The organism is Actinomadura sp. NPDC048955, assembly GCF_040649435.1.
GTDB classification, from domain to species: domain Bacteria; phylum Actinomycetota; class Actinomycetes; order Streptosporangiales; family Streptosporangiaceae; genus Spirillospora; species Spirillospora luteofluorescens.
This window is the reverse complement of record NZ_JBEZJI010000008.1, coordinates 148,551-165,632: the sequence shown is the minus strand read 5'-3', so window position 1 is coordinate 165,632 and position 17,082 is coordinate 148,551. Positions and strand designations below refer to the sequence as shown.

Sequence of the window (17,082 nt, the reverse complement as noted above, 5' to 3'; positions counted from 1 at the left end):
CGTGGGCAGGGGATGGCGTGGGTGAGGCAGGCGAGGCGGGCGGTCCGTTGCGGGTGGCCCTGCTCTCGTACCGCAGCAAGCCGCACTGCGGCGGGCAGGGCGTCTACCTCCGGCACCTGACCCGGGAGCTGGCCGACCTCGGGCACGCCGTCGAGGTCGTCTCCGGCCAGCCGTACCCGGAGCTCGACCGTGAGGCGATCACCCTCACCAAGCTCCCGAGCCTGGACCTGTACCGGGACGAGGACCCGTTCCGCACCCCGGCCCTCGGCGAGTTCCGCGACTGGCTGGACGTCCTGGAGTTCGCGCACATGAGGACCGGCGGCTTCCCCGAGCCGCTGACCTTCAGCCTGCGCGCGCTGCGGCTGCTGCGCGAGCGCCGCCGCGACTTCGACGTCGTGCACGACAACCAGGTCCTCGGCGTCGGCAACCTCGGCATCGCCCGGCTGGGGCTGCCGCTGGTGACGAGCATCCACCACCCGATCAGCGTCGACCGGCGGATCGAGATCGAGGCCGCCCGCGGCCTCAAGCAGAAGCTCGGCAAGCGCCGCTGGTACGGGTTCGTCGGGATGCAGTCGCAGGTGTCGCGGCGGATCGGGCCCGTGCTGACGGTGTCGGAGTCCTCCAAGGTCGACATCGTCAAGGACTTCAAGGTCGACCCGCGCGACATCGAGATCCTGCCGCTCGGCGTCGACACCCGGATCTTCCACCCGCGCGGCGAGCGCGTCCCCGGCCGGATCGTGGCGATGGCCAGCGCCGACGCGCCGATCAAGGGCGTGGACGTGCTGCTGCGCGCGGTCGCCAAGGTCGCCACCGAGCGCGACGTCCACGTGATCGTGGTGAGCCGGCCGCAGAAGGACGGCCCGACCGAGCGGCTCGTGCGCGAGCTCGCTCTCGGCGAGCGGGTGCGGTTCGTCAGCGGCATCAGCGACGGCGAGCTGGGCGAGCTGCTGGCGTCCGCGGAGACCGCCGTCGTCCCGTCGCGCTACGAGGGGTTCTCGCTGCCGGCCGTAGAGCACATGGCGTCGGGGACGCCGCTGGTGGCGAGCCGCGCCGGCGCGCTGCCCGAGGTCGTGGGCGACGCCGGGATCCTGGTCGCGCCGGGTGACGTGGAGGAACTGGCCGCGACCCTGCACCGCCTGCACGACTCCGCCGAGGAGCGTGCGCGGGTGGGAGCCGCGGGCCTCGCGCGCGTCCAGGAGCGGTTCGCCTGGCCCGCCGTGGCGCAGGCCACCGTGGAGCACTACCGGGCCGCCATCACCCAGCAGAACTACCGGCGCCTAGCCGCACGCAAGGGCAAGTGAGGGAGCGTCCGTAGACGCCCTCTGATCGGAAGGAGCACGACCCTGCTGACCGTGGATTTCCAGCGGTTCCGCGTCTCCCCTGGAGACCGCGTCCTCGACATGGGATGCGGCGCCGGACGGCACGCCTTCGAGCTGTACCGACGGGGTGCGCACGTCGTGGCCTTCGACCAGGACGCCGGAGAGCTGTCCGGCGTGGACAAGATGTTCGGGGCGATGCGCCTCGAAGGCCAGGTGCCCGAGGACGCGACCGCCGAGACCGTGCAGGGCGACGCGCTGGACCTGCCGTTCCCCGACGACCACTTCGACGCGATCGTCGCGTCGGAGGTGCTGGAGCACATCCCCGACGACATGCGGGCGATGCGCGAGCTGCTGCGCGTCCTCAGGCCGGGCGGCAAGCTCGCGGTGACGGTGCCGAGCTGGCTGCCCGAGCGGGTCTGCTGGGCCCTGTCCGAGGACTACCACACCGCCCCCGGCGGGCACGTGCGGATCTACACCCGCGCCGAGCTGGAGGCCAAGCTGAAGTCGATCGGCTTCCGGGTCGGCGGCCACCACCACGCGCACGGGCTGCACGCCCCCTACTGGTGGATCAAGTGCGCGGTGGGGGTGGACAACGACGGCAACCCGCTCGCCAAGGCCTACCACCAGATCCTCGTCTGGGACATCATGAAGCGGCCGCTCGCCACCCGGATGGCCGAGCGCGTCATGAACCCGCTGATCGGCAAGAGCGTCGTCGTCTACTTCGCCAAGCCCGCGGCGCCGGACGCGCCGGCGGCCCCGGCCAGGGAGACGGCGGATGCGGTCTGAGACCGCCCCGCCCTCGGTCCCCGGAGTCCTGACCGCAGGCGACGTCGTCGCCACGGCGCGGAGCATCGCGGCGCAGCAGGAGCCGTCCGGCGCGATCCCGTGGTTCTCGCCGACGCACGGCGTCCCCGGCCACGTGGACGCCTGGAACCACGTCGAGGCGGCGATGGCGCTGTCGGTCGCCGGGCTCGGCGCCGAGGCGCGGCGGGCCTACGAGTGGCTGCTCGGCGTCCAGCGCCCGGACGGGTCGTGGCCCGCGAAGTGGGTGCTGGGCGAGGTCACCGAGCCGGGCGGGGAGTCCAACCACGCCGCCTACGTCGCGGTGGGCGTCTGGCACGAGCTGCTGACGACCGGGGACGAGGACTTCGCCCGGCGCATGTGGCCGGCGGTCCGGCGCGCGATCGACTTCACGCTGGGGCTGCAGACCGGGCGCGGCGAGATCATCTGGATCCGGCACGAGGACGGCGAGCCGTCCGACCACGCGCTGCTGACCGGCTGCTCGTCGATCTACCAGTCGCTGCGCTGCGCGGTCGCGCTGGCCGAGCGGCTCGGCGAGCACCAGCCGGACTGGGAGCTCGCCGCCGACCAGCTCGGGCATGTGGTGGCGGCGCATCCGGAGGCGTTCGCCGACAAGAGCCGCTGGTCGATGGACTGGTACTACCCGGTGCTCGGCGGCCCCGTGCGGGGCGCGGACGCGGCGCGCCGCTTCGAGGAGTCCTGGGACACCTTCGTGGTGCCGGGCCTCGGCTGCCGCTGCGTCTCGGACCAGCCGTGGGTGACGGCGGCGGAGAGCTGCGAGCTGGTGCTGGCGCTGGACGCCGCGGGCGACCGCGACCGCGCGCTGGAGCTGTTCGGCACCATCCAGCACCTCCGGCACGAGGACGGCTCGTACTGGACGGGCTGGCAGTTCGAGAACGAGCGGCACTTCCCGGGGGACCGTTCCACCTACACGGCGGCGGCGGTGATCCTCGCGGCGGACGCCCTGGCGGACGCCTCCCCCGGCTCCCGGCTCTTCAAGGAGATCGCGGGACGGCCGCTCGGGCCGTCGGAGGCGTCCGATCCGCTGGCGTGCGGCTGCGCGCTCGTCGCGGCCGCCAACCGCGCCTGACCGGGCTCCCCCGGTCAGGCGCGCCGGCTCGGGCCGGTCAGGCGGGCGTGAGCGGGTCGGCGTCGCCGACGCGTTCCAGGACGCGGAGCGAACCCTCCGCCCGGCGCTCCTCGAAGGCGCCGCTCGCCAGCGCCCGCAGGTAGACGTCGTAGGGCGGCCGTCCGCCGTCCCGGGGGTCGGGGAAGACGTCGTGGATCACCAGGGCCCCGCCGGCGGCGACGTGCGGCGCCCAGCCCTCGTAGTCGCCCTGCGCGTGCTCCTCGCCGTGGCCGCCGTCGATGAACAGCAGCGCCAGCGGCGTCCGCCAGAACGCCGAGACGGTGCGGGACTGCCCGACGACGGCGACGACCTCGTCCTCCAGCCCGGCGGCGGCGATCGTCGCGCGGAACTTGGGCAGGGTGTCCATCCGGCCGGTGCACGGGTCGACCAGGGACGGGTCGTGGTGCTCCCAGCCCGCCTGGTTCTCCTCCGAGCCGTGGTGGTGGTCGACGGTGACGAGGACCGTTCCCGCCAGCCTGGCGGCGGCCCCCAGGTACACGGCGGACTTGCCGCAGTAGGTGCCGACCTCCAGCATGGGCCCGGTCCCGGCCAGCCGGCCGCCGTACTCCAGGCCCGCCTCGTACAGCGCGAGGCCCTCGCCGTCCGGCATGAAGCCCCTGGCGCCGCGCGCGGCGCGCAGCAGCTCGGCGGGCATCGGCGTTCCCGCCGACCGTGCGTCGTCGCTGGTCGTCCCCGGTCCGGTGGACGCCTTGGTGTGGGTCATCGCTCTCCTCCGTCGGGGCACCATATCCGACATCGGTGGGATGAGACCCGAGTCTCACGCGGAGTCTTGCCGGACCAGACTGGAACGTGTTCTACTTTCGGGGTGAGCCACCCGTTTCCGAACGATATTCGGTAGGTTGACGGGTGAGTCCCCCGAACGGAGCAGAGCGATGAGAGTACGAGTCGACCCTCTGGTATGCGAGGCGAACGCCGTGTGCGTCGGGCTCGCACCCGAGGTCTTCGACCTCGACGACGATGACGAGCTGCGGATCACGCGGCCGGACGTCCCGCCCGAGGAGCAGGACCGCGTCCGCCACGCGGTGCGGTCGTGCCCGAAGGCCGCGCTGACGCTGGAGGAGTAGCCCGGCGGCTGCCCCCGGTCCCCGTTCACCCACCCCAGACCCCCGGCAACAGCTCAGGCACAGTGGAGGCAGCCATGGCACGCGCCGCGGTACTGCATGCGGTCGGCGACAAGGAACTCGACCTGCGCGACGACGTCTCGACGATCGATCCGGGTCCCGACCAGGTGAAGGTCGAGATCAAGGCGACCGGGGTCTGCCACTCGGACCTGTCCACCATGACCGGCGTGCTGCCGTCCGCGATGCCGACGGTCATCGGCCACGAGGGCGCCGGGGTCGTGGCCGAGGTCGGCGACCGGGTGACCGGCGTCCGGCCGGGCGACCACGTCGTCGTCAACTGGACGCCCGACTGCGGCGAGTGCGCCGAGTGCCTGCGCGGCGAGCCGTACCTGTGCATGACCCACCTCGCGCGGTCGTTCTCCGAGCCCGGCTTCACCCTCGGCGACGGCAGCCCCGCGTTCGGCATGGCGGGCACCGGCACCTGGGCCGAGGAGATCGTGCTCCCCCGGCGCGGCGTGATCAAGATCGCCGAGGACATCCCCTTCGAGTACGCCGCCCTGCTCGGCTGCGGCATCCCCACCGGCGTCGGCGCCGTCGTCAACACCGCGAAGGTCACGCCGGGCTCCAAGGTCGCGGTGGTCGGCGCGGGAGGCGTCGGGCTCTCCGTCATCCAGGGCGCCAGGATCGCGGGCGCCTCGACCATCCTCGCGATCGACCCGAACGAGGCCAAGCACCCGATCGCCGAGCAGTTCGGCGCGACCCACACCGCCACCCTGGACGACCTCGACGCGACCAAGGGACTGCTCACCGGCGGCGCGGGCTTCGACTACACCTTCGAGGTCGTCGGCAAGTCCGCCGCGATCACCACGGCGTGGAACGCGACACGCCGCGGCGGCGACGTCATCGTCGTGGGCGCCGGCGCCGCCGACGACAGCTGGAGCCAGACGGCGTTCGCCCTGCTGTTCGACGGCAAGAGCCTGAAGCCGTCCCTGTACGGCGGCTGCGACCTCAAGCGCGACATCCCCCTGTTCGTCGACCTCTGGCGCGCCGGGAAGCTCGACATCGAAAGCCTCATCACCCGCCGGATCGGCTTCGAGGACCTCAACGACGCCGTCCGCGCCCTCACCGAAGGCGAAGTCATCCGCCAAGTAGTGGTGTTCGACTGAACCCCCCAAGACTGCGGCGTGCCGTCCCGTAACCGCGCCCATCCGGAACGGCGCGCCGCATGTTCCCGGACGCGTATCATCCTTGTCTGTTCGGGTCGGGCGGCGAGTCGTCATGGAGCGCGGTTGGTGCACGGTCTGCGGTGGCTCCCGGTCGCGGTCACGGCGGCTCTCTCGGTCGCCCTTCTTCCGGCCTCCGCGGCGCAGGCCGCGCCTCGGGTCGTCCGGATTCACCACATTCAAGGCGCGGCGCACATCTCGCCTCTGAACGGGGCCGCGGTCGCGCAGGTTCCCGGTGTCGTGACGGCGGTGAGCACCAACGGCTTCTGGATGCAGGACCCGCGTCCCGACAGGAGCCCCGCGACGTCCGAGGGCGTCTACGTCTTCACCCGGAACCGGCCGCAGGCGGCGGTCGGCGACGCGGTCCGCGTGGACGGCAGGGTCAGCGAGTTCCGGCCGGACGGCGGCGCGGCCGGCGGGCTGAGCCGGACCGAGATCGACGCCACCGCGACCAAGGTCGACGCGCACGGGACGCGGCCGCCGCCCGCCCTCGTGCTCGGCGCGGGCGGGCTCAGGCCGCCGGGCGTGATCGACCACGGGCTGGGGGACGTGGAGCGCGGCGGCGCGTTCGACCCCCGCCGCGACGCCCTGGACTTCTACGAGGCCCTCGAAGGCATGCGGATCGAGCTCCGCGACGCCGTCGCGGCCGGGCCCTCCAGCGACGGCGAACTGCCGGTGCTGCCCTCCGGGGGCGCCGGCGCCAAGCCGCGGACGGCGCGCGGCGGCATCCTGCTGCGCGACGGCGACGCCAACCCCGAGCGCGTCATCCTCGACGACGCGCTCGCCCCGCTGCCCGGCATGGACGTCGGCGACCGGCTGCCCGGCGCGAACGCCGGGGTCCTCGACTACTCCTACGGCGACTACAAGCTGCTGCTCACCGCGACGCCGCGGCGCGCCCCCGGCGGGCTCGTCCGCGAGGCGACCCGGGCGCAGCGCCCCGGCGAGCTCGCCGTCGCCACCGCCGGGCTGGACGGCCTCAGCCCCGACGCCCCCGCCGCGCGGTTCGACGCCGCGGCGCGCGACATCGTGGACGGCCTGCGCTCCCCCGACCTCGTCGCGGTGAGCGGCCTCGGCGACAACAGCGGCGCCGACGACGACGGCACCGTCGCCGACGACCAGAGCGTCGCCCAGCTGATCACGGCGATCAGCGCGGCGGGCGGCCCCGCCTACGACTGGCGCTCGGTCGACCCGCGCGACAACGCCGACGGCGGGCGCAAGGGCTCCAACGACCGGGTCGGGTTCCTGTTCCGCACCGACCGCGGGCTCGCGTTCGTCGACCGCCCGTCGCTGGCCGACCCCGTCCCCGACGAGCCGCCCGCGCGGCCCGACGCGGCCGTCACTCCGGTCAGGGCCGTCCCGCGCGGCGGCGCGGCGGGGCTCACGCTGAGCCCCGGCCGGATCTCGCCGGGCGACGCCGCGTGGGCCGGCGCACGCAAGCCGCTCGCCGCGGAGCTGACCTGGCGGGGCCGCCGCATCATCGTCGTCGCGAACCAGTGGTTCCCGCGCACGGCCGACGACCAGCCGCTGTTCGGGCGCCGCCAGCCGCCGTCCCAGCCCACCCAGTGGCGCCGGGACGCGCAGGCCCGCGTGGTCGCGGGCTTCGTGAACTCCGTCCGGAAGGTGGACGGGCGGGCCCGCGTGATCGTGGCGGGCGACCTCGGCGACCGCGGGACCTCCGCCCCGGTCCGGACCCTCGCCCAGGGCGCGGGGCTCGCCGACCTGCCCGCCGAGCTGCCCGCGGGCGACCGCTACACGGCGGTGACCGCCGGCAACGCCGAGGACCTCGACCACATCCTGCTGAGCCCGTCGCTGCGCGGGAACCGGCACGAGTTCGACGTGGTGCACCGCGGCGCGGAGTTCGCCGACCGCGCGGGCGACCGCGACCCCACGATCGTCCGCATCGCGGTGACCGGACGGTAGCGTGCGGTGACGGCCGACTGACGGCCGACACGATGCCCGGATTTGGGAGATGCCAAAAGTAGCGTCATGGTTAGGTCCGGAATACCTCCGGGGTTTTTCTCCTGACCGGTGGGGCAGCGTCCGATCGGCACAACCCCCCACCGGGAGGAGACGCCTTCCATGGCGACCCGATATCGGCCGCACATCAGCCTGCTCGGCCTCATCTACCTGATCGTCGGCGTGTTCATCGCCTGGGATCGCGGCTACATCACCGAGGGCCTGGTGGAGAAGATCGTCAGCGCGCTGCTGGCCGTCTTCCTCTGGATCCTCGTCCTGCTCGGTGTGGACTTCCACATCAACTTCTGAGCCCTCGCGTCCCCCGAACCGGGCACGGGCCGTCCCTCTCCCCCGCGGAGGGACGGCCCGTGTCCTCGCCGGGGCCCGTGTCCTCGCCGACAGGTGCACGTCGCTACTCGGCCATAGACCGCAAATGCCGCAAAGGTTACTTTCCGCTCATGACGAAAAAGGACTGCAGTTGCGGACATGGCGGCGGATGCTCGTGCGCGAAGGGCTGCTCCTGCGGCTGCAACGGCTGACCGCCCGGCACCTCGCGCTCACCCGAGGGTGCGGGCGTGCCAGAGGATCGGAGCGTCGGCGTCGGTGCCGGTCGCCAGGATCGCCGGGCCCATGGCGGTCAGGGCGGTGAGGCGCTGGTCGCCCGGACCGGTGAGGCCGGGGACGGCGACGCGCCGCCAGTTCACGCCGTCGGATGACGTCAGGACGGCCGCGTCGTCCTTCGCCGAGGCCGCCGCGACGAAGCCGCCGGGCGTCGCCGCGACGGCGGTGGCGGCCAGGCCCGGGCCGAGGTCGCGCCGCGTCCACGTCGCACCGGCGTCGGTGGACACCAGCGCGGCCGCGCCGCCGGCGATCGCGACGAGGGTGTCGCCCTTGGCGGCGACCTGGGTGAGCGGAGCGGTGAGGCCGGGCGGAAGCTTGGCGGCGGTCCACCTGAGGCCGTCCGGGGACGTCCAGGCCGCGGGCTCCCTGCCCCGTCCGCCGACCGCCGCGTAGGCCCTGCTCGTGGCGGCCACGTCGGCCGGGGCGCCGTCGAGGCCCGCGCGGCTCCAGGTGCTCAGGTCGGCCGAACGCCAGGCCACGCCCGTCCCGACCGCGACGTAGCCGGACGGGCCGGTGGCGGCGGCCACGGGCGGCGGGCCCGCGGGGAACCGGGGCCTCTGCCAGGTGAGCCCGTCCTGCGAGGTCAGCGCGAGAGGGCCGGGGGACGTCCCCGACACGCGGCCGACGGCCAGCCAGCCGCGCCCGCCGCGCACGGCATCGGACAGCAGGCCGGCCGTGGCGGGGAACCCGGCGCGCTTCCACGCGCGGCCGTCGGGGGCCGTCCAGATCGCGGCGTTGCCGTTGGTGCTTCCCACCGCGACGGAGGCGCCCGGCCCCGCGGCCAGCGACCTGATCGAGCGCTCCGGATGGACGGCGCCCGGGACGGTGCGCAGGTCCACGCCGAACAGGTAGCCGTCGTCGCCCTGCCGCCCCGAGACGGCGATCTTTCCGTTGGCGACGGTCAGGCCGCTGCTCCGCACCGGCGCGGCGATCGTGCCCCCCGGCTGCCAGGTGCGGCCGTCCGCGCTCCGCAGGACGGTGCGCGCGCCCCGCTGGCCGGCCGCCGCACCTTGGACGATGACGGCGAGGCCGGAGGGGGTGCCGTCGAAGCGCTCGATGCCCGCGCCGCCGAACCGGCCCGCGGCCTGCCACCTGGCACCGTCCGCCGAGGTGAACAGGACGCCGAAGCGCGTCGTCCTGCGCTTCTTCTTGCGGCCGGTCGTCCGCCTGCCCTCGCGGACGGTCGCGAACCCGCCGGGGCCGACCGCCAGGCCCTTCGTCGGCCCGTAGGAGCCCTGCGCCTGGGGGACGCCGACGAGCGCCCACGTCCGGCCGCCGTCGGTGGACCGCCAGAGACCGTCGGTCCGCACGGTCCGCGTGACCTTCTTCTTCCCCCGCTTCGTGGTGACCCTCTTGCCGTACGTCCCGTGCGCCACGACCGCGTTCCCGGACGCCGCGACGCGGTCGAGGGCGGTGATCCCCGCGATGCCGTCGACGCGCTGCCACGCTTGCCCGTCCGCCGAGGTCCAGGCCACCGCGCGGCCGCCGGAGGAGCCCACGGCGACGAAGCCCTGGCCGGTCCGGGCCAGGTCGTTCACCTGGTCGGACGGGGTGAAGCCCGCGGCGGGCGGGCGGCGCGTCCAGGTCGCGGCGTCCTCACTGGTCCACGCCGTCACGCCGCCGGCGGAGGAACGGCCGAGCGCGGCCCAGCGGCCCGCCCCGCCGTCGACCAGGCGCGGGGTGTCGCCGGGCGGGGCGGCGGAGCCGTCCGCCGTGCGCAGGGCCGCGAGCGACCAGGCGTGTCCCGCGTCGGCGGAGACGAGGAAGCGGGCCCGCTCCCGGCCGGGGACGCCGTCGCCCTCGGTGCCCGCCGCGACGACGGTCGCGCCCGCGGAGGCGAGGGTCGTGAGGTCCTGGACGAGGCCGTCGCTCGTGGCGGCCGGGTCGGGGGCGAACAGCCGGTCCGCGACGACCGGCCCGGGCAGGCCCTGCTCCGCCGGCCCGTCGTCGCCCCGCGACACCGCGTAGATCGCGCCGCCGGCGACCACGACGAGCCCGGCCGCGATCGCGGCCCGCGCGCGGAACCGCCGCGTCGGCCCGGACCGCATCGCCGGTCGCGGGCGCGCCGGCGGCCTGGGCGGGCCCGCGACCAGCACGTCATGCGGGTCGGGTCGCACCGGGCGCGGCCGCGCGGGCTTCTGCGGGGACTTCGCGCGGCCGGCGTCGCGGCTCGCGGGCCGCGGCGCGGCCTCCCGGGGAGCGGAGCCGTGGCCCCAGTCCAGCCCGGCGGAGCGCCACGCCTCGAAGGCGCGCTGCCAGGGCGACCGCGCGGCCGGCATGTCGGCGAGGTCCCCCGCGACGCCGAACGTGAGGCGCCGCCGCACGTGCCGGGAGTCCGCCGGGCCCTCCTCGGCCGTCCGCCGGGCCTCGTGCTGCTCCGGGGTCCTCGCGGTCACACGCGCTCCTTCACGGTCCCTGTCGAGTCACCATCAAATCGCGCCACGGGGGGCCTTGTACTGACATCCGCGTGAACGCCGGCCGATGGGGGCCGCGGGAGCGTTCTATCACCTCACGCCCGAGATATCCGATCTTTCGCTTCGATCGCTCCCTTGTAGGCGTAGCCCTTGACGCGCAGGACCGGCGCCCCCGGCCGAAGGGCGCCGCAGACCTCGGTGGACACGCCCACGCCGTCCGCCTCCACGCGGACTCCCGGCGGCACGACGATCTGGACGGTGGACTTGTAGGCGAGCACCCACAGGGTCGTGACCTCCCCGTCGAGGTCGGCCTCGCGGAGGTCGAGCAGGCCCGTCCCCTTGTAGACCACGGTCGTGAACCGTTCGGGCAGCCGCCAGCGCCCGGCCTTCGCCACCGATCCCTTGTAGGCGACCTGGAACCGGCCGGCGGGCGCGTTCCCGGTCTCCTCCCGGGCGGCCCGCCCGGACGGCAGGTCGGCGACCAGCGCGCCCAGGTCGTCGTAGGTGCGCGCGGCCAGGGCCAGGTCGATGCGCTCGTCCAGCTCGGCTTCGCTCAGCCGCCCCTCGGCGAAGGCCGTGTGGAGCCGGACGAGCATCTCGTCGCGGTCGCGGTCCGAGGCGCGCACGGCGGGCGCGGCCCGGTCTTGCTCGACGCTCATCGCATCTCTCCTTCGGGCGTCTCCGCCTCGACAGCCTGGCCCCTCCAGCGGCTGGAGGGTCAAGACGCGATGTATCTTAACTCGCCGCCGCTCGGCTTTCGAGACATTCGTCCGCATCCCGACGCGCGATCATGGCTGCGCTCTTTCCGGACGCCCGTCCACTAGATTCGGATCAGCCCGTTCATCGAGGTGAGGGGGGACGACCCATGGGCGGGACGGTCGGCCGTGCCCACGGTCCGTACACGCTGTACGACCTGGACGCCCTCCCCGAGGAGGGCCGCCGCTACGAACTCGCCGACGGCTGGCTCAACGAGCTGCCCGGCGACCTCTGGCACGACCACGCGGCCGAACAGCTCAAGACGGTCCTCAAAGAGGCCGCCCGGCAGGCGGACGCCGACGTGCACGTCGCCGGCGCCCCGCAGGACGTCACGACCCCGGCGGGCATCCGCAAGCCGGACGTCTTCGTCGTCGCCCGCGACGTGGCCCGCGCCGCCCTCGAACGCCAGACCCGCACCTACTACGGCCCCGACCTCATCCTGGTCGCCGAGGTCGTCACGCCGCGCACGGTCAACGAGCAGATCGACCGCGTCCGCAAGGTCGACGAGTACGCCGCGACCGGCATCCCCCACTACTGGCTCGTCGACCTGGAGCCCCGCCCCGCCGTCACCCTGATGGAACTCCACGACGGCCGCTACGAGCTGACCGGCAAAGCGCGCTCCGGCGAAACCGTCACCCTGGACCGCCCCTACCCGATCGCCTTCGACCCCGCACGCCTCTCCGAAATGGACTAGCACGCCGCACGGTTCTCACGGAGGCGGCGACCGGTCCGGAGAAGGTTCTGGTCCCGTCGCTCCTGGAGTGACGGGACCAGTCGATGCGGAAGAGCCAGGCAATCGGCCCGGCTCTCTGCTTCGCGCGGGGGCCGAATCCCCGGGTGCCGAGGCACTCCGGAGTCAGCGCTGCACGTAGAGCGTGACGACGTATCGGCCGTCATCGCCGGTCCTGCACTCGAAGTTTCCGTCGGTGACGCCTTTCAGCGTCATCACAGGCGTCTCCTCGGCCAACCCCAGTTCGTCGAACGGAGCGAGAAAGGCCGTGATCTTCACCCAGTCCTCCATGAAGTTCAACCCGAACTCCATACGCGGATCCGGAGTGGTGTACGCCAGGCGCACCAGCCCGTCGATCACCGCGATGACCTTGCACGCCGCGGTCACCTTCAGCCCCTCTCCCAGGAGGACCTCGAGGAGAACTGCTGACGGGATGTCTTTGAAGTTCTTGTAGGAACGGTCGAACGAGAACATGAATCCCCCAGGGTCTTTTCTTTGATCACGATTCCCTGGTGACAGTACTATGCCTGCCTCGCCGCGCAGCCCCGCGGAGGTCGGTCTAGGCTCGGGGGGTGCTGCTGCTCACGACGCTCGACGCCTGGCGGGCCCAGCCCGGTCCCCGTTTCGTCCTGGAGGAGGCCGGAGCCGTGTGGGCGCCCGACGACGGGCCCGGGCTGCTGTCCCTCGCCGACCAGGAGTTCCCCGGCGGCCAACTCGTCGCCGTCGCCCTGGACCCCGCACCCGGCGCCGCGCCCGCGCGCGGCTTGATCGACCGCACGACCGCGTCCCGTGTCCGCTACCTGCGGCGCGGTCCCGACGGCCGGCACGTCGCGGCCCTGTACCGGCCGGCGACCGCCGAGGCGCTGGACCTGCTGCCCCACCCCGAGGGCGGCTGGTACCGCGAGACATGGCGGTCGGACGCGGAGTTCACGCCGGACGGCTACCCGGGCGCCCGAGCCTCCGCGACCGCCATCTACTTCCTCCTACCGCCCGGCGAGGAGTCGATCTGGCACGCCGTCCGGTCGGCGGAACTGTGGCTGTGGCACTCCGGCGGCCCGCTGACGCTGCTCCTCGGCGGCGACGGCGACCACCCATCGCAGACGCCCGAAACCATCACGCTCGGCCCAGACGTCGCGCGCGGCCAGGTGCCGCAGGCCCTCGTTCCGCCCGGCGTTTGGCAGGCCGCCCGCCCGGCCGGAGGCGAGGAGGTCCTGGTCAGCTGCGTCGTCTCCCCCGGCTTCGACTTCGCGGACTTCCGCGCCCTCCCCTGACCCGGCCCCTCACCGCTTGCGGCGCGGGCGCACCGCCTGTTCCGCCCAGAACGGCTCCATGACCTGGCCGATCGCCCGGACCACGGTGCCCAGCTCACCGTCCGGCAGCCGGCCGAAGACGTCGTCGCCGACCGAGTCGGCCAGGGCGCGGGCCCGGCGGTGCAGCGCGCGGCCGTCCTCGGTGACGCGGACGCGGTAGCGCCGCCGGTCGCGCGGGTCACGGGCGCGCTCGCAGAATCCGCGCGCCTCCAGATCGTCCACGAGCCCGACCATCAGCGTGGGGTCGAGGAGCAGGTAGTCGGCCATCTCCTGCTGCGAGAGGGACTCGGACGTGCTGAGCATCGCCAGCACCAGGAAGTGCCGTACCCGGATCCCGAGCGGCTCCAGTTCCTCTTCCAGCCGCTGCTCCAGCCACCACCCGCATTTGGCCAGCTGGAAGCCCGCCAGGGACGCGAGCCCCTCCGGCAGCCCACCGCGCGTCGAACCCTCCGTCATTCAAGCAGGGTATATCCGTTGGATCATCGCTTGACTCGATCATAGAAAAGTTCGATTATCTACGGATGCCACCAACTCTCGGGCTCTTCGCCGTCAACCTGCACGCCTGCGCCGATCCGCACGTCGCCGCCCGGATCGCCGCACTGGCCGAGGATCTCGGATACGACTCGGTCTGGGCCGGCGACCACGTGGTGCTGCCGCGCCCGCGCGTCGCACCGTCCCCCGCCGAGCCGGACGCGCCGTTTCTGGATCCGCTGGTCGCCCTCGCCCACCTCGCCGGACGCACCGAGCGGATCGCGCTCGGCACCGGGGTCGTCGTCCTGCCGCAGCGCAACCCGCTGGTCCTCGCCAAGCAGCTCGCCAGCCTCGACGTGCTCAGCGGCGGCAGGCTCGTCTTCGGCACGGCCGCCGGATACCTGGAACCGGAGATGCGCGCGGTCGGCGTTCCGCCGGAGGGGCGCGGGGCCCGCGCCGACGAGTACCTCGCGGCGATGCGGTCACTCTGGTACGACGACGAGCCGGCCTTCCATGGTCGCCACGTCGACTTCGCGGGCGTGGACGCCCATCCCCGGCCCGTGCAGCGGCCGATCCCCGTCGTGGTGGGCGGCCACAGCCCCGCGGCCCTCCGCCGGGCCGCCCGGCACGCGGACGGCTGGTACGGCTGGATGCTCGGCCGCCGCGCCGCCGCCGAGACGATCGCCCAGCTGCGGACCCTCACCGCCGAGGCGGGCCGCGATCCCCTCCACATCTCGATCAGCCCGCCCCGCCCCCCGGACGCAAAGTACGTCCGGGACTACGGGGAGCTGGGTGTGGACCGGCTCATAGTCGTCCCGCCCATGGGCGTCACGGCCTCCGAACTGGAACGCTTCGTGACAGACCACGCCCCACCCAACCTGGGCGCCCGCCTCGCCCCCTGACCCAGAAGCAGCACCATCGCCGCAACCACCCAACAACCTCAATGGCCGCGATCGCGTCCGAAGGCAGATTCGAGCGAAGCAAGAATCTGATCGCGCAGCGAGCCGCCAGGCGAGCCGGAGCGATGCCAGCGATCGCCGCGTTTATCGACGATGGAGGGCCGCCAGGCCCGAAGGAGGAGAGAAATGCTATGTAAACGCCGAATCGAATGACGTTTTGGGCGGTTCCATGGTGTTGAGGGCGCGGACGAATTCGAGGGCTTCGGGAGCGCCTTGGAGGCGGTCCATTCCGGCGTCCTCCCATTCGACGGAGATCGGGCCGGTGTAGCCGATCGTGTTGAGGGCGCGGAAGACGTCCTCCCAGGGGACGTCGCCGCGGCCGGTGGAGATGAAGTCCCAGCCGCGGCGCAGGTCGGCCCAGGGCAGGTGGGACGAGAGGCGGCCGCGGCGGCCGTCGCCCGTGCGGACCTTGGTGTCCTTGCAGTCGACGTGGTAGATCCGGTCGCGGAAGTCGAGGAGGAAGCCGACCGGGTCGAGTTCCTGCCACACGAAGTGGGACGGGTCGAAGTTCAGCCCGAACGCGGGGCGGTGCCCGATGGCCCCCAGCGTCCGGACGGTCGTCCAGTAGTCGTAGGCGATCTCGCTCGGGTGCACCTCGTGCGCGAACCGCACGCCGACCTCGTCGAACACGTCCAGGATGGGGTTCCAGCGCTCGGCGAAGTCGGCGTAACCGCGCTCGACCATCGCTTCGGGGGTGGGCGGGAACATCGCGACGGTGTGCCAGATCGAGGAGCCTGTGAATCCGACGACCGTGTCGACGCCGAGCCGCGCGGCGGCGCGGGCGGTGTCCATGATCTCGGCGGCGGCGCGGCGGCGGACGCCCTCGGGTTCGCCGTCGCCCCAGATGCGCTCGGGCAGGATCGCCCGGTGCCGCTCGTCGGGGTTGTCGCAGACGGCCTGCCCGACGAGGTGGTTGGAGATCGCCCACACCTTGAGGCCGTGCTCGGCGAGCGTCTCCAGTTTGCGGGTGACGTAGCCGTCGTCGGCGAGGGCCTTGTCGACCTCGAAGTGGTCGCCCCAGCAGGCGATCTCCAGGCCCTCGTAGCCCCAGCCGGACGCGAGCCGGCAGACCTCCTCGAACGGCAGGTCGGCCCACTGGCCGGTGAACAGGGTGACGGGTCGTGTCATGATGCGCTCCCTTCGACGTCGACCCAGCTTCGGGACTGCGCGCTCGCGGCGACGGCGGCGAGGACGCGCTGCACCTGGAGGCCGTCGGCGAACGACGGGCGCGGGTCGGTGCCGTCCGCGATCGCGGTGAGCAGGTCGGCGGCCTGGTGGGTGAAGGTGTGCTCGTAGCCGAGGAGGTGGCCGGGCGGCCACCACCGGTCGGCGTACGGGTGGACGGGTTCGGTGACGACGATCCTGCGGAATCCGGCGGTCGCGTCGTCCTCGTCCCGGTCGTAGAACCACAGTTCGTTCAGCGACTCCAGGTCGAACGCCAGGGCGCCGGAGGAGCCGCTGACCTCGATCCGGAGCGCGTTCTTGCGGCCGGTGGCGAACCGGGTGGCCTCGAACGAGGCGAGCGCGCCGCCGTCGGTGCGCCCGACGAACAGGGCCGCGTCGTCCACGGTGACCTGCGCCGTGCCGCCGCCCGGGACCGGGCGTTCCGGGACGAACGTGTCCAGCAGCGCCGACACCCCGACGAGGTTGTGCCCGGTGATGAACTGCGCGGTGTCGATGATGTGCGCGCCGATGTCGCCGAGCGCGCCCGTCCCGGCCCGGTCGCGGTCCATCCGCCAGGTGAACGGGGCCTCCGGGTCCGCGAGCCAGTCCTGGAGGTACTGGGCGCGGACGTGCCGGACGGCGCCGATGCGGCCCTCGTCGACCAGCCTGCGGGCCAGGGTGACGGCGGGGACGCGCCGGTAGTTGAACCCGACCATCGACCGGATGCCGCGCTCGCGCGCCCGCTCGGCGGCGGCGGCCATCGCCTCGGCCTCCGCGACGGAGTTGGCGAGCGGCTTCTCGCACAGCACGTGCTTGCCCGCGTCGAGTGCGGCGACCGCGATCTCGGCGTGGCTGTCGCCCGGCGTGCAGATGTCGACGAGCTGGACGTCGTCGCGGCGGAGCAGCTCCTTCCAGTCGGTCTCCACCGACGCCCAGCCGAGCGCGTCGGCGGCGGCGCGGGCGCGCTCGGCCGAGCGTCCCGCCAGGGCGGTCATGACGGGCGTCAGCGGCGGCCCGAAGAACGGCCCCACGCTGCGCCACGCCTGGGAGTGGGCGCGTCCCATGAACGCGTGCCCGACCATCCCGACTCCGACGGTCGTCATGTTCAGCTCACCTCTCTGTGTCGTCTTACGGGGGCAGGCCCCGG

17 protein-coding genes are annotated in these 17,082 nt (G+C 73.5%); 10 read left to right on the top strand and 7 right to left on the bottom strand.

Going from position 1 to position 17,082, the window contains the following annotated elements; genetic code table 11:
- Positions 1-17: 17 nt before the first annotated feature.
- The 3 genes from AB0C84_RS11380 to AB0C84_RS11370 are packed head-to-tail and all read left to right on the top strand — an operon-like array spanning position 18 to position 3,210.
- Positions 18-1,301 carry a glycosyltransferase family 4 protein gene (locus tag AB0C84_RS11380; RefSeq protein ID WP_361064107.1) on the top strand — a complete coding sequence of 428 codons (1,284 nt, stop codon included), beginning with the start codon at positions 18-20 and terminating at the stop codon, positions 1,299-1,301.
- Positions 1,302-1,343: 42 nt separating this feature from the next.
- Positions 1,344-2,105 carry a methyltransferase domain-containing protein gene (locus AB0C84_RS11375; protein ID WP_361064286.1) on the top strand — a complete coding sequence of 254 codons (762 nt, stop codon included), beginning with the start codon at positions 1,344-1,346 and terminating at the stop codon, positions 2,103-2,105.
- Positions 2,095-3,210, top strand: a complete 1,116-nt coding sequence (locus AB0C84_RS11370) for a prenyltransferase (protein WP_361064104.1) — start codon at positions 2,095-2,097, stop codon at positions 3,208-3,210. The genes AB0C84_RS11375 and AB0C84_RS11370 overlap by 11 nt, the downstream gene beginning before the upstream one ends.
- Positions 3,211-3,247: 37 nt before the next feature.
- Here the strand turns inward: AB0C84_RS11370 and AB0C84_RS11365 are convergent, their stop codons facing one another.
- On the bottom strand, positions 3,248-3,904 hold the full coding sequence (locus AB0C84_RS11365; protein WP_361064283.1) for a class I SAM-dependent methyltransferase: 657 nt from the start codon (positions 3,902-3,904) through the stop codon (positions 3,248-3,250).
- Positions 3,905-4,142: 238 nt separating this feature from the next.
- Between AB0C84_RS11365 and AB0C84_RS11360 the strand changes: the two genes are divergently transcribed.
- From AB0C84_RS11360 to AB0C84_RS11345, 4 genes are all read left to right on the top strand, one after another.
- Positions 4,143-4,334 carry a ferredoxin gene (locus AB0C84_RS11360; protein ID WP_179843519.1) on the top strand — a complete coding sequence of 64 codons (192 nt, stop codon included), beginning with the start codon at positions 4,143-4,145 and terminating at the stop codon, positions 4,332-4,334.
- Positions 4,335-4,408: 74 nt separating this feature from the next.
- Entirely contained in the window at positions 4,409-5,497 is a 1,089-nt protein-coding gene (locus tag AB0C84_RS11355; RefSeq protein ID WP_361064100.1) for a Zn-dependent alcohol dehydrogenase, read from the top strand.
- A gap of 126 nt (positions 5,498-5,623) precedes the next feature.
- A complete protein-coding gene (locus AB0C84_RS11350) occupies positions 5,624-7,474 on the top strand; it encodes an endonuclease/exonuclease/phosphatase (protein WP_361064097.1) in 1,851 nt (616 codons plus the stop codon).
- 159 nt (positions 7,475-7,633) lie between these two features.
- Positions 7,634-7,819: a hypothetical protein gene (locus AB0C84_RS11345; RefSeq protein WP_179843521.1), complete on the top strand. Its 186-nt coding sequence runs from the start codon at positions 7,634-7,636 to the stop codon at positions 7,817-7,819.
- A gap of 248 nt (positions 7,820-8,067) precedes the next feature.
- Here the strand turns inward: AB0C84_RS11345 and AB0C84_RS11340 are convergent, their stop codons facing one another.
- Positions 8,068-10,527 (bottom strand): hypothetical protein, encoded by a 2,460-nt coding sequence (locus tag AB0C84_RS11340; RefSeq protein WP_361064093.1) that lies wholly within the window; start codon positions 10,525-10,527, stop codon positions 8,068-8,070.
- Positions 10,528-10,640: 113 nt separating this feature from the next.
- Positions 10,641-11,204: a DUF1707 domain-containing protein gene (locus AB0C84_RS11335; protein ID WP_361064090.1), complete on the bottom strand. Its 564-nt coding sequence runs from the start codon at positions 11,202-11,204 to the stop codon at positions 10,641-10,643.
- Positions 11,205-11,410: 206 nt separating this feature from the next.
- Here AB0C84_RS11335 and AB0C84_RS11330 point away from each other — a divergent pair, with 206 nt between their 5' ends.
- Positions 11,411-11,995, top strand: coding sequence for a Uma2 family endonuclease (locus tag AB0C84_RS11330; RefSeq protein ID WP_361064087.1), 585 nt, complete (start codon positions 11,411-11,413; stop codon positions 11,993-11,995).
- Between the two features lie 162 nt (positions 11,996-12,157).
- On the opposite strand, the gene AB0C84_RS11325 is transcribed toward AB0C84_RS11330, so the two are convergent.
- Positions 12,158-12,505, bottom strand: a complete 348-nt coding sequence (locus AB0C84_RS11325; RefSeq protein ID WP_361064084.1) for a hypothetical protein — start codon at positions 12,503-12,505, stop codon at positions 12,158-12,160.
- A 98-nt stretch (positions 12,506-12,603) separates the two neighbouring features.
- Between AB0C84_RS11325 and AB0C84_RS11320 the strand changes: the two genes are divergently transcribed.
- Positions 12,604-13,302, top strand: a complete 699-nt coding sequence (locus tag AB0C84_RS11320) for a cupin domain-containing protein (protein ID WP_361064081.1) — start codon at positions 12,604-12,606, stop codon at positions 13,300-13,302.
- A 9-nt stretch (positions 13,303-13,311) separates the two neighbouring features.
- Here the strand turns inward: AB0C84_RS11320 and AB0C84_RS11315 are convergent, their stop codons facing one another.
- Positions 13,312-13,797, bottom strand: a complete 486-nt coding sequence (locus tag AB0C84_RS11315) for a MarR family winged helix-turn-helix transcriptional regulator (protein WP_361064078.1) — start codon at positions 13,795-13,797, stop codon at positions 13,312-13,314.
- Between the two features lie 65 nt (positions 13,798-13,862).
- Between AB0C84_RS11315 and AB0C84_RS11310 the strand changes: the two genes are divergently transcribed.
- Positions 13,863-14,714 carry an LLM class F420-dependent oxidoreductase gene (locus AB0C84_RS11310; RefSeq protein ID WP_361064075.1) on the top strand — a complete coding sequence of 284 codons (852 nt, stop codon included), beginning with the start codon at positions 13,863-13,865 and terminating at the stop codon, positions 14,712-14,714.
- 186 nt (positions 14,715-14,900) lie between these two features.
- On the opposite strand, the gene AB0C84_RS11305 is transcribed toward AB0C84_RS11310, so the two are convergent.
- Together AB0C84_RS11305 and AB0C84_RS11300 are read right to left on the bottom strand one after the other, a co-directional pair.
- On the bottom strand, positions 14,901-15,899 hold the full coding sequence (locus AB0C84_RS11305; RefSeq protein ID WP_361064071.1) for a sugar phosphate isomerase/epimerase family protein: 999 nt from the start codon (positions 15,897-15,899) through the stop codon (positions 14,901-14,903).
- Entirely contained in the window at positions 15,896-17,038 is a 1,143-nt protein-coding gene (locus AB0C84_RS11300) for a Gfo/Idh/MocA family oxidoreductase (protein WP_361064068.1), read from the bottom strand. Before AB0C84_RS11300 ends, AB0C84_RS11305 begins: the two co-directional genes overlap by 4 nt.
- Positions 17,039-17,082 lie beyond the last annotated feature (44 nt).

Excerpts from the sequence above, each read along its gene's own strand:
- AB0C84_RS11370 (WP_361064104.1), top strand. The coding sequence starts at position 2,095 with ATGCGGTCTGAGACCGCCCCGCCCTCGGTCCCCGGAGTCCTGACCGCA.
- AB0C84_RS11365 (WP_361064283.1), bottom strand. The coding sequence starts at position 3,904 with ATGCCCGCCGAGCTGCTGCGCGCCGCGCGCGGCGCCAGGGGCTTCATG.
- AB0C84_RS11360 (WP_179843519.1), top strand. The coding sequence starts at position 4,143 with ATGAGAGTACGAGTCGACCCTCTGGTATGCGAGGCGAACGCCGTGTGC.
- AB0C84_RS11355 (WP_361064100.1), top strand. The coding sequence starts at position 4,409 with ATGGCACGCGCCGCGGTACTGCATGCGGTCGGCGACAAGGAACTCGAC.
- AB0C84_RS11345 (WP_179843521.1), top strand. The coding sequence starts at position 7,634 with ATGGCGACCCGATATCGGCCGCACATCAGCCTGCTCGGCCTCATCTAC.
- AB0C84_RS11335 (WP_361064090.1), bottom strand. The coding sequence starts at position 11,204 with ATGAGCGTCGAGCAAGACCGGGCCGCGCCCGCCGTGCGCGCCTCGGAC.
- AB0C84_RS11330 (WP_361064087.1), top strand. The coding sequence starts at position 11,411 with ATGGGCGGGACGGTCGGCCGTGCCCACGGTCCGTACACGCTGTACGAC.
- AB0C84_RS11325 (WP_361064084.1), bottom strand. The coding sequence starts at position 12,505 with ATGTTCTCGTTCGACCGTTCCTACAAGAACTTCAAAGACATCCCGTCA.
- AB0C84_RS11315 (WP_361064078.1), bottom strand. The coding sequence starts at position 13,797 with ATGACGGAGGGTTCGACGCGCGGTGGGCTGCCGGAGGGGCTCGCGTCC.
- AB0C84_RS11310 (WP_361064075.1), top strand. The coding sequence starts at position 13,863 with ATGCCACCAACTCTCGGGCTCTTCGCCGTCAACCTGCACGCCTGCGCC.
- AB0C84_RS11305 (WP_361064071.1), bottom strand. The coding sequence starts at position 15,899 with ATGACACGACCCGTCACCCTGTTCACCGGCCAGTGGGCCGACCTGCCG.
- AB0C84_RS11300 (WP_361064068.1), bottom strand. The coding sequence starts at position 17,038 with ATGACGACCGTCGGAGTCGGGATGGTCGGGCACGCGTTCATGGGACGC.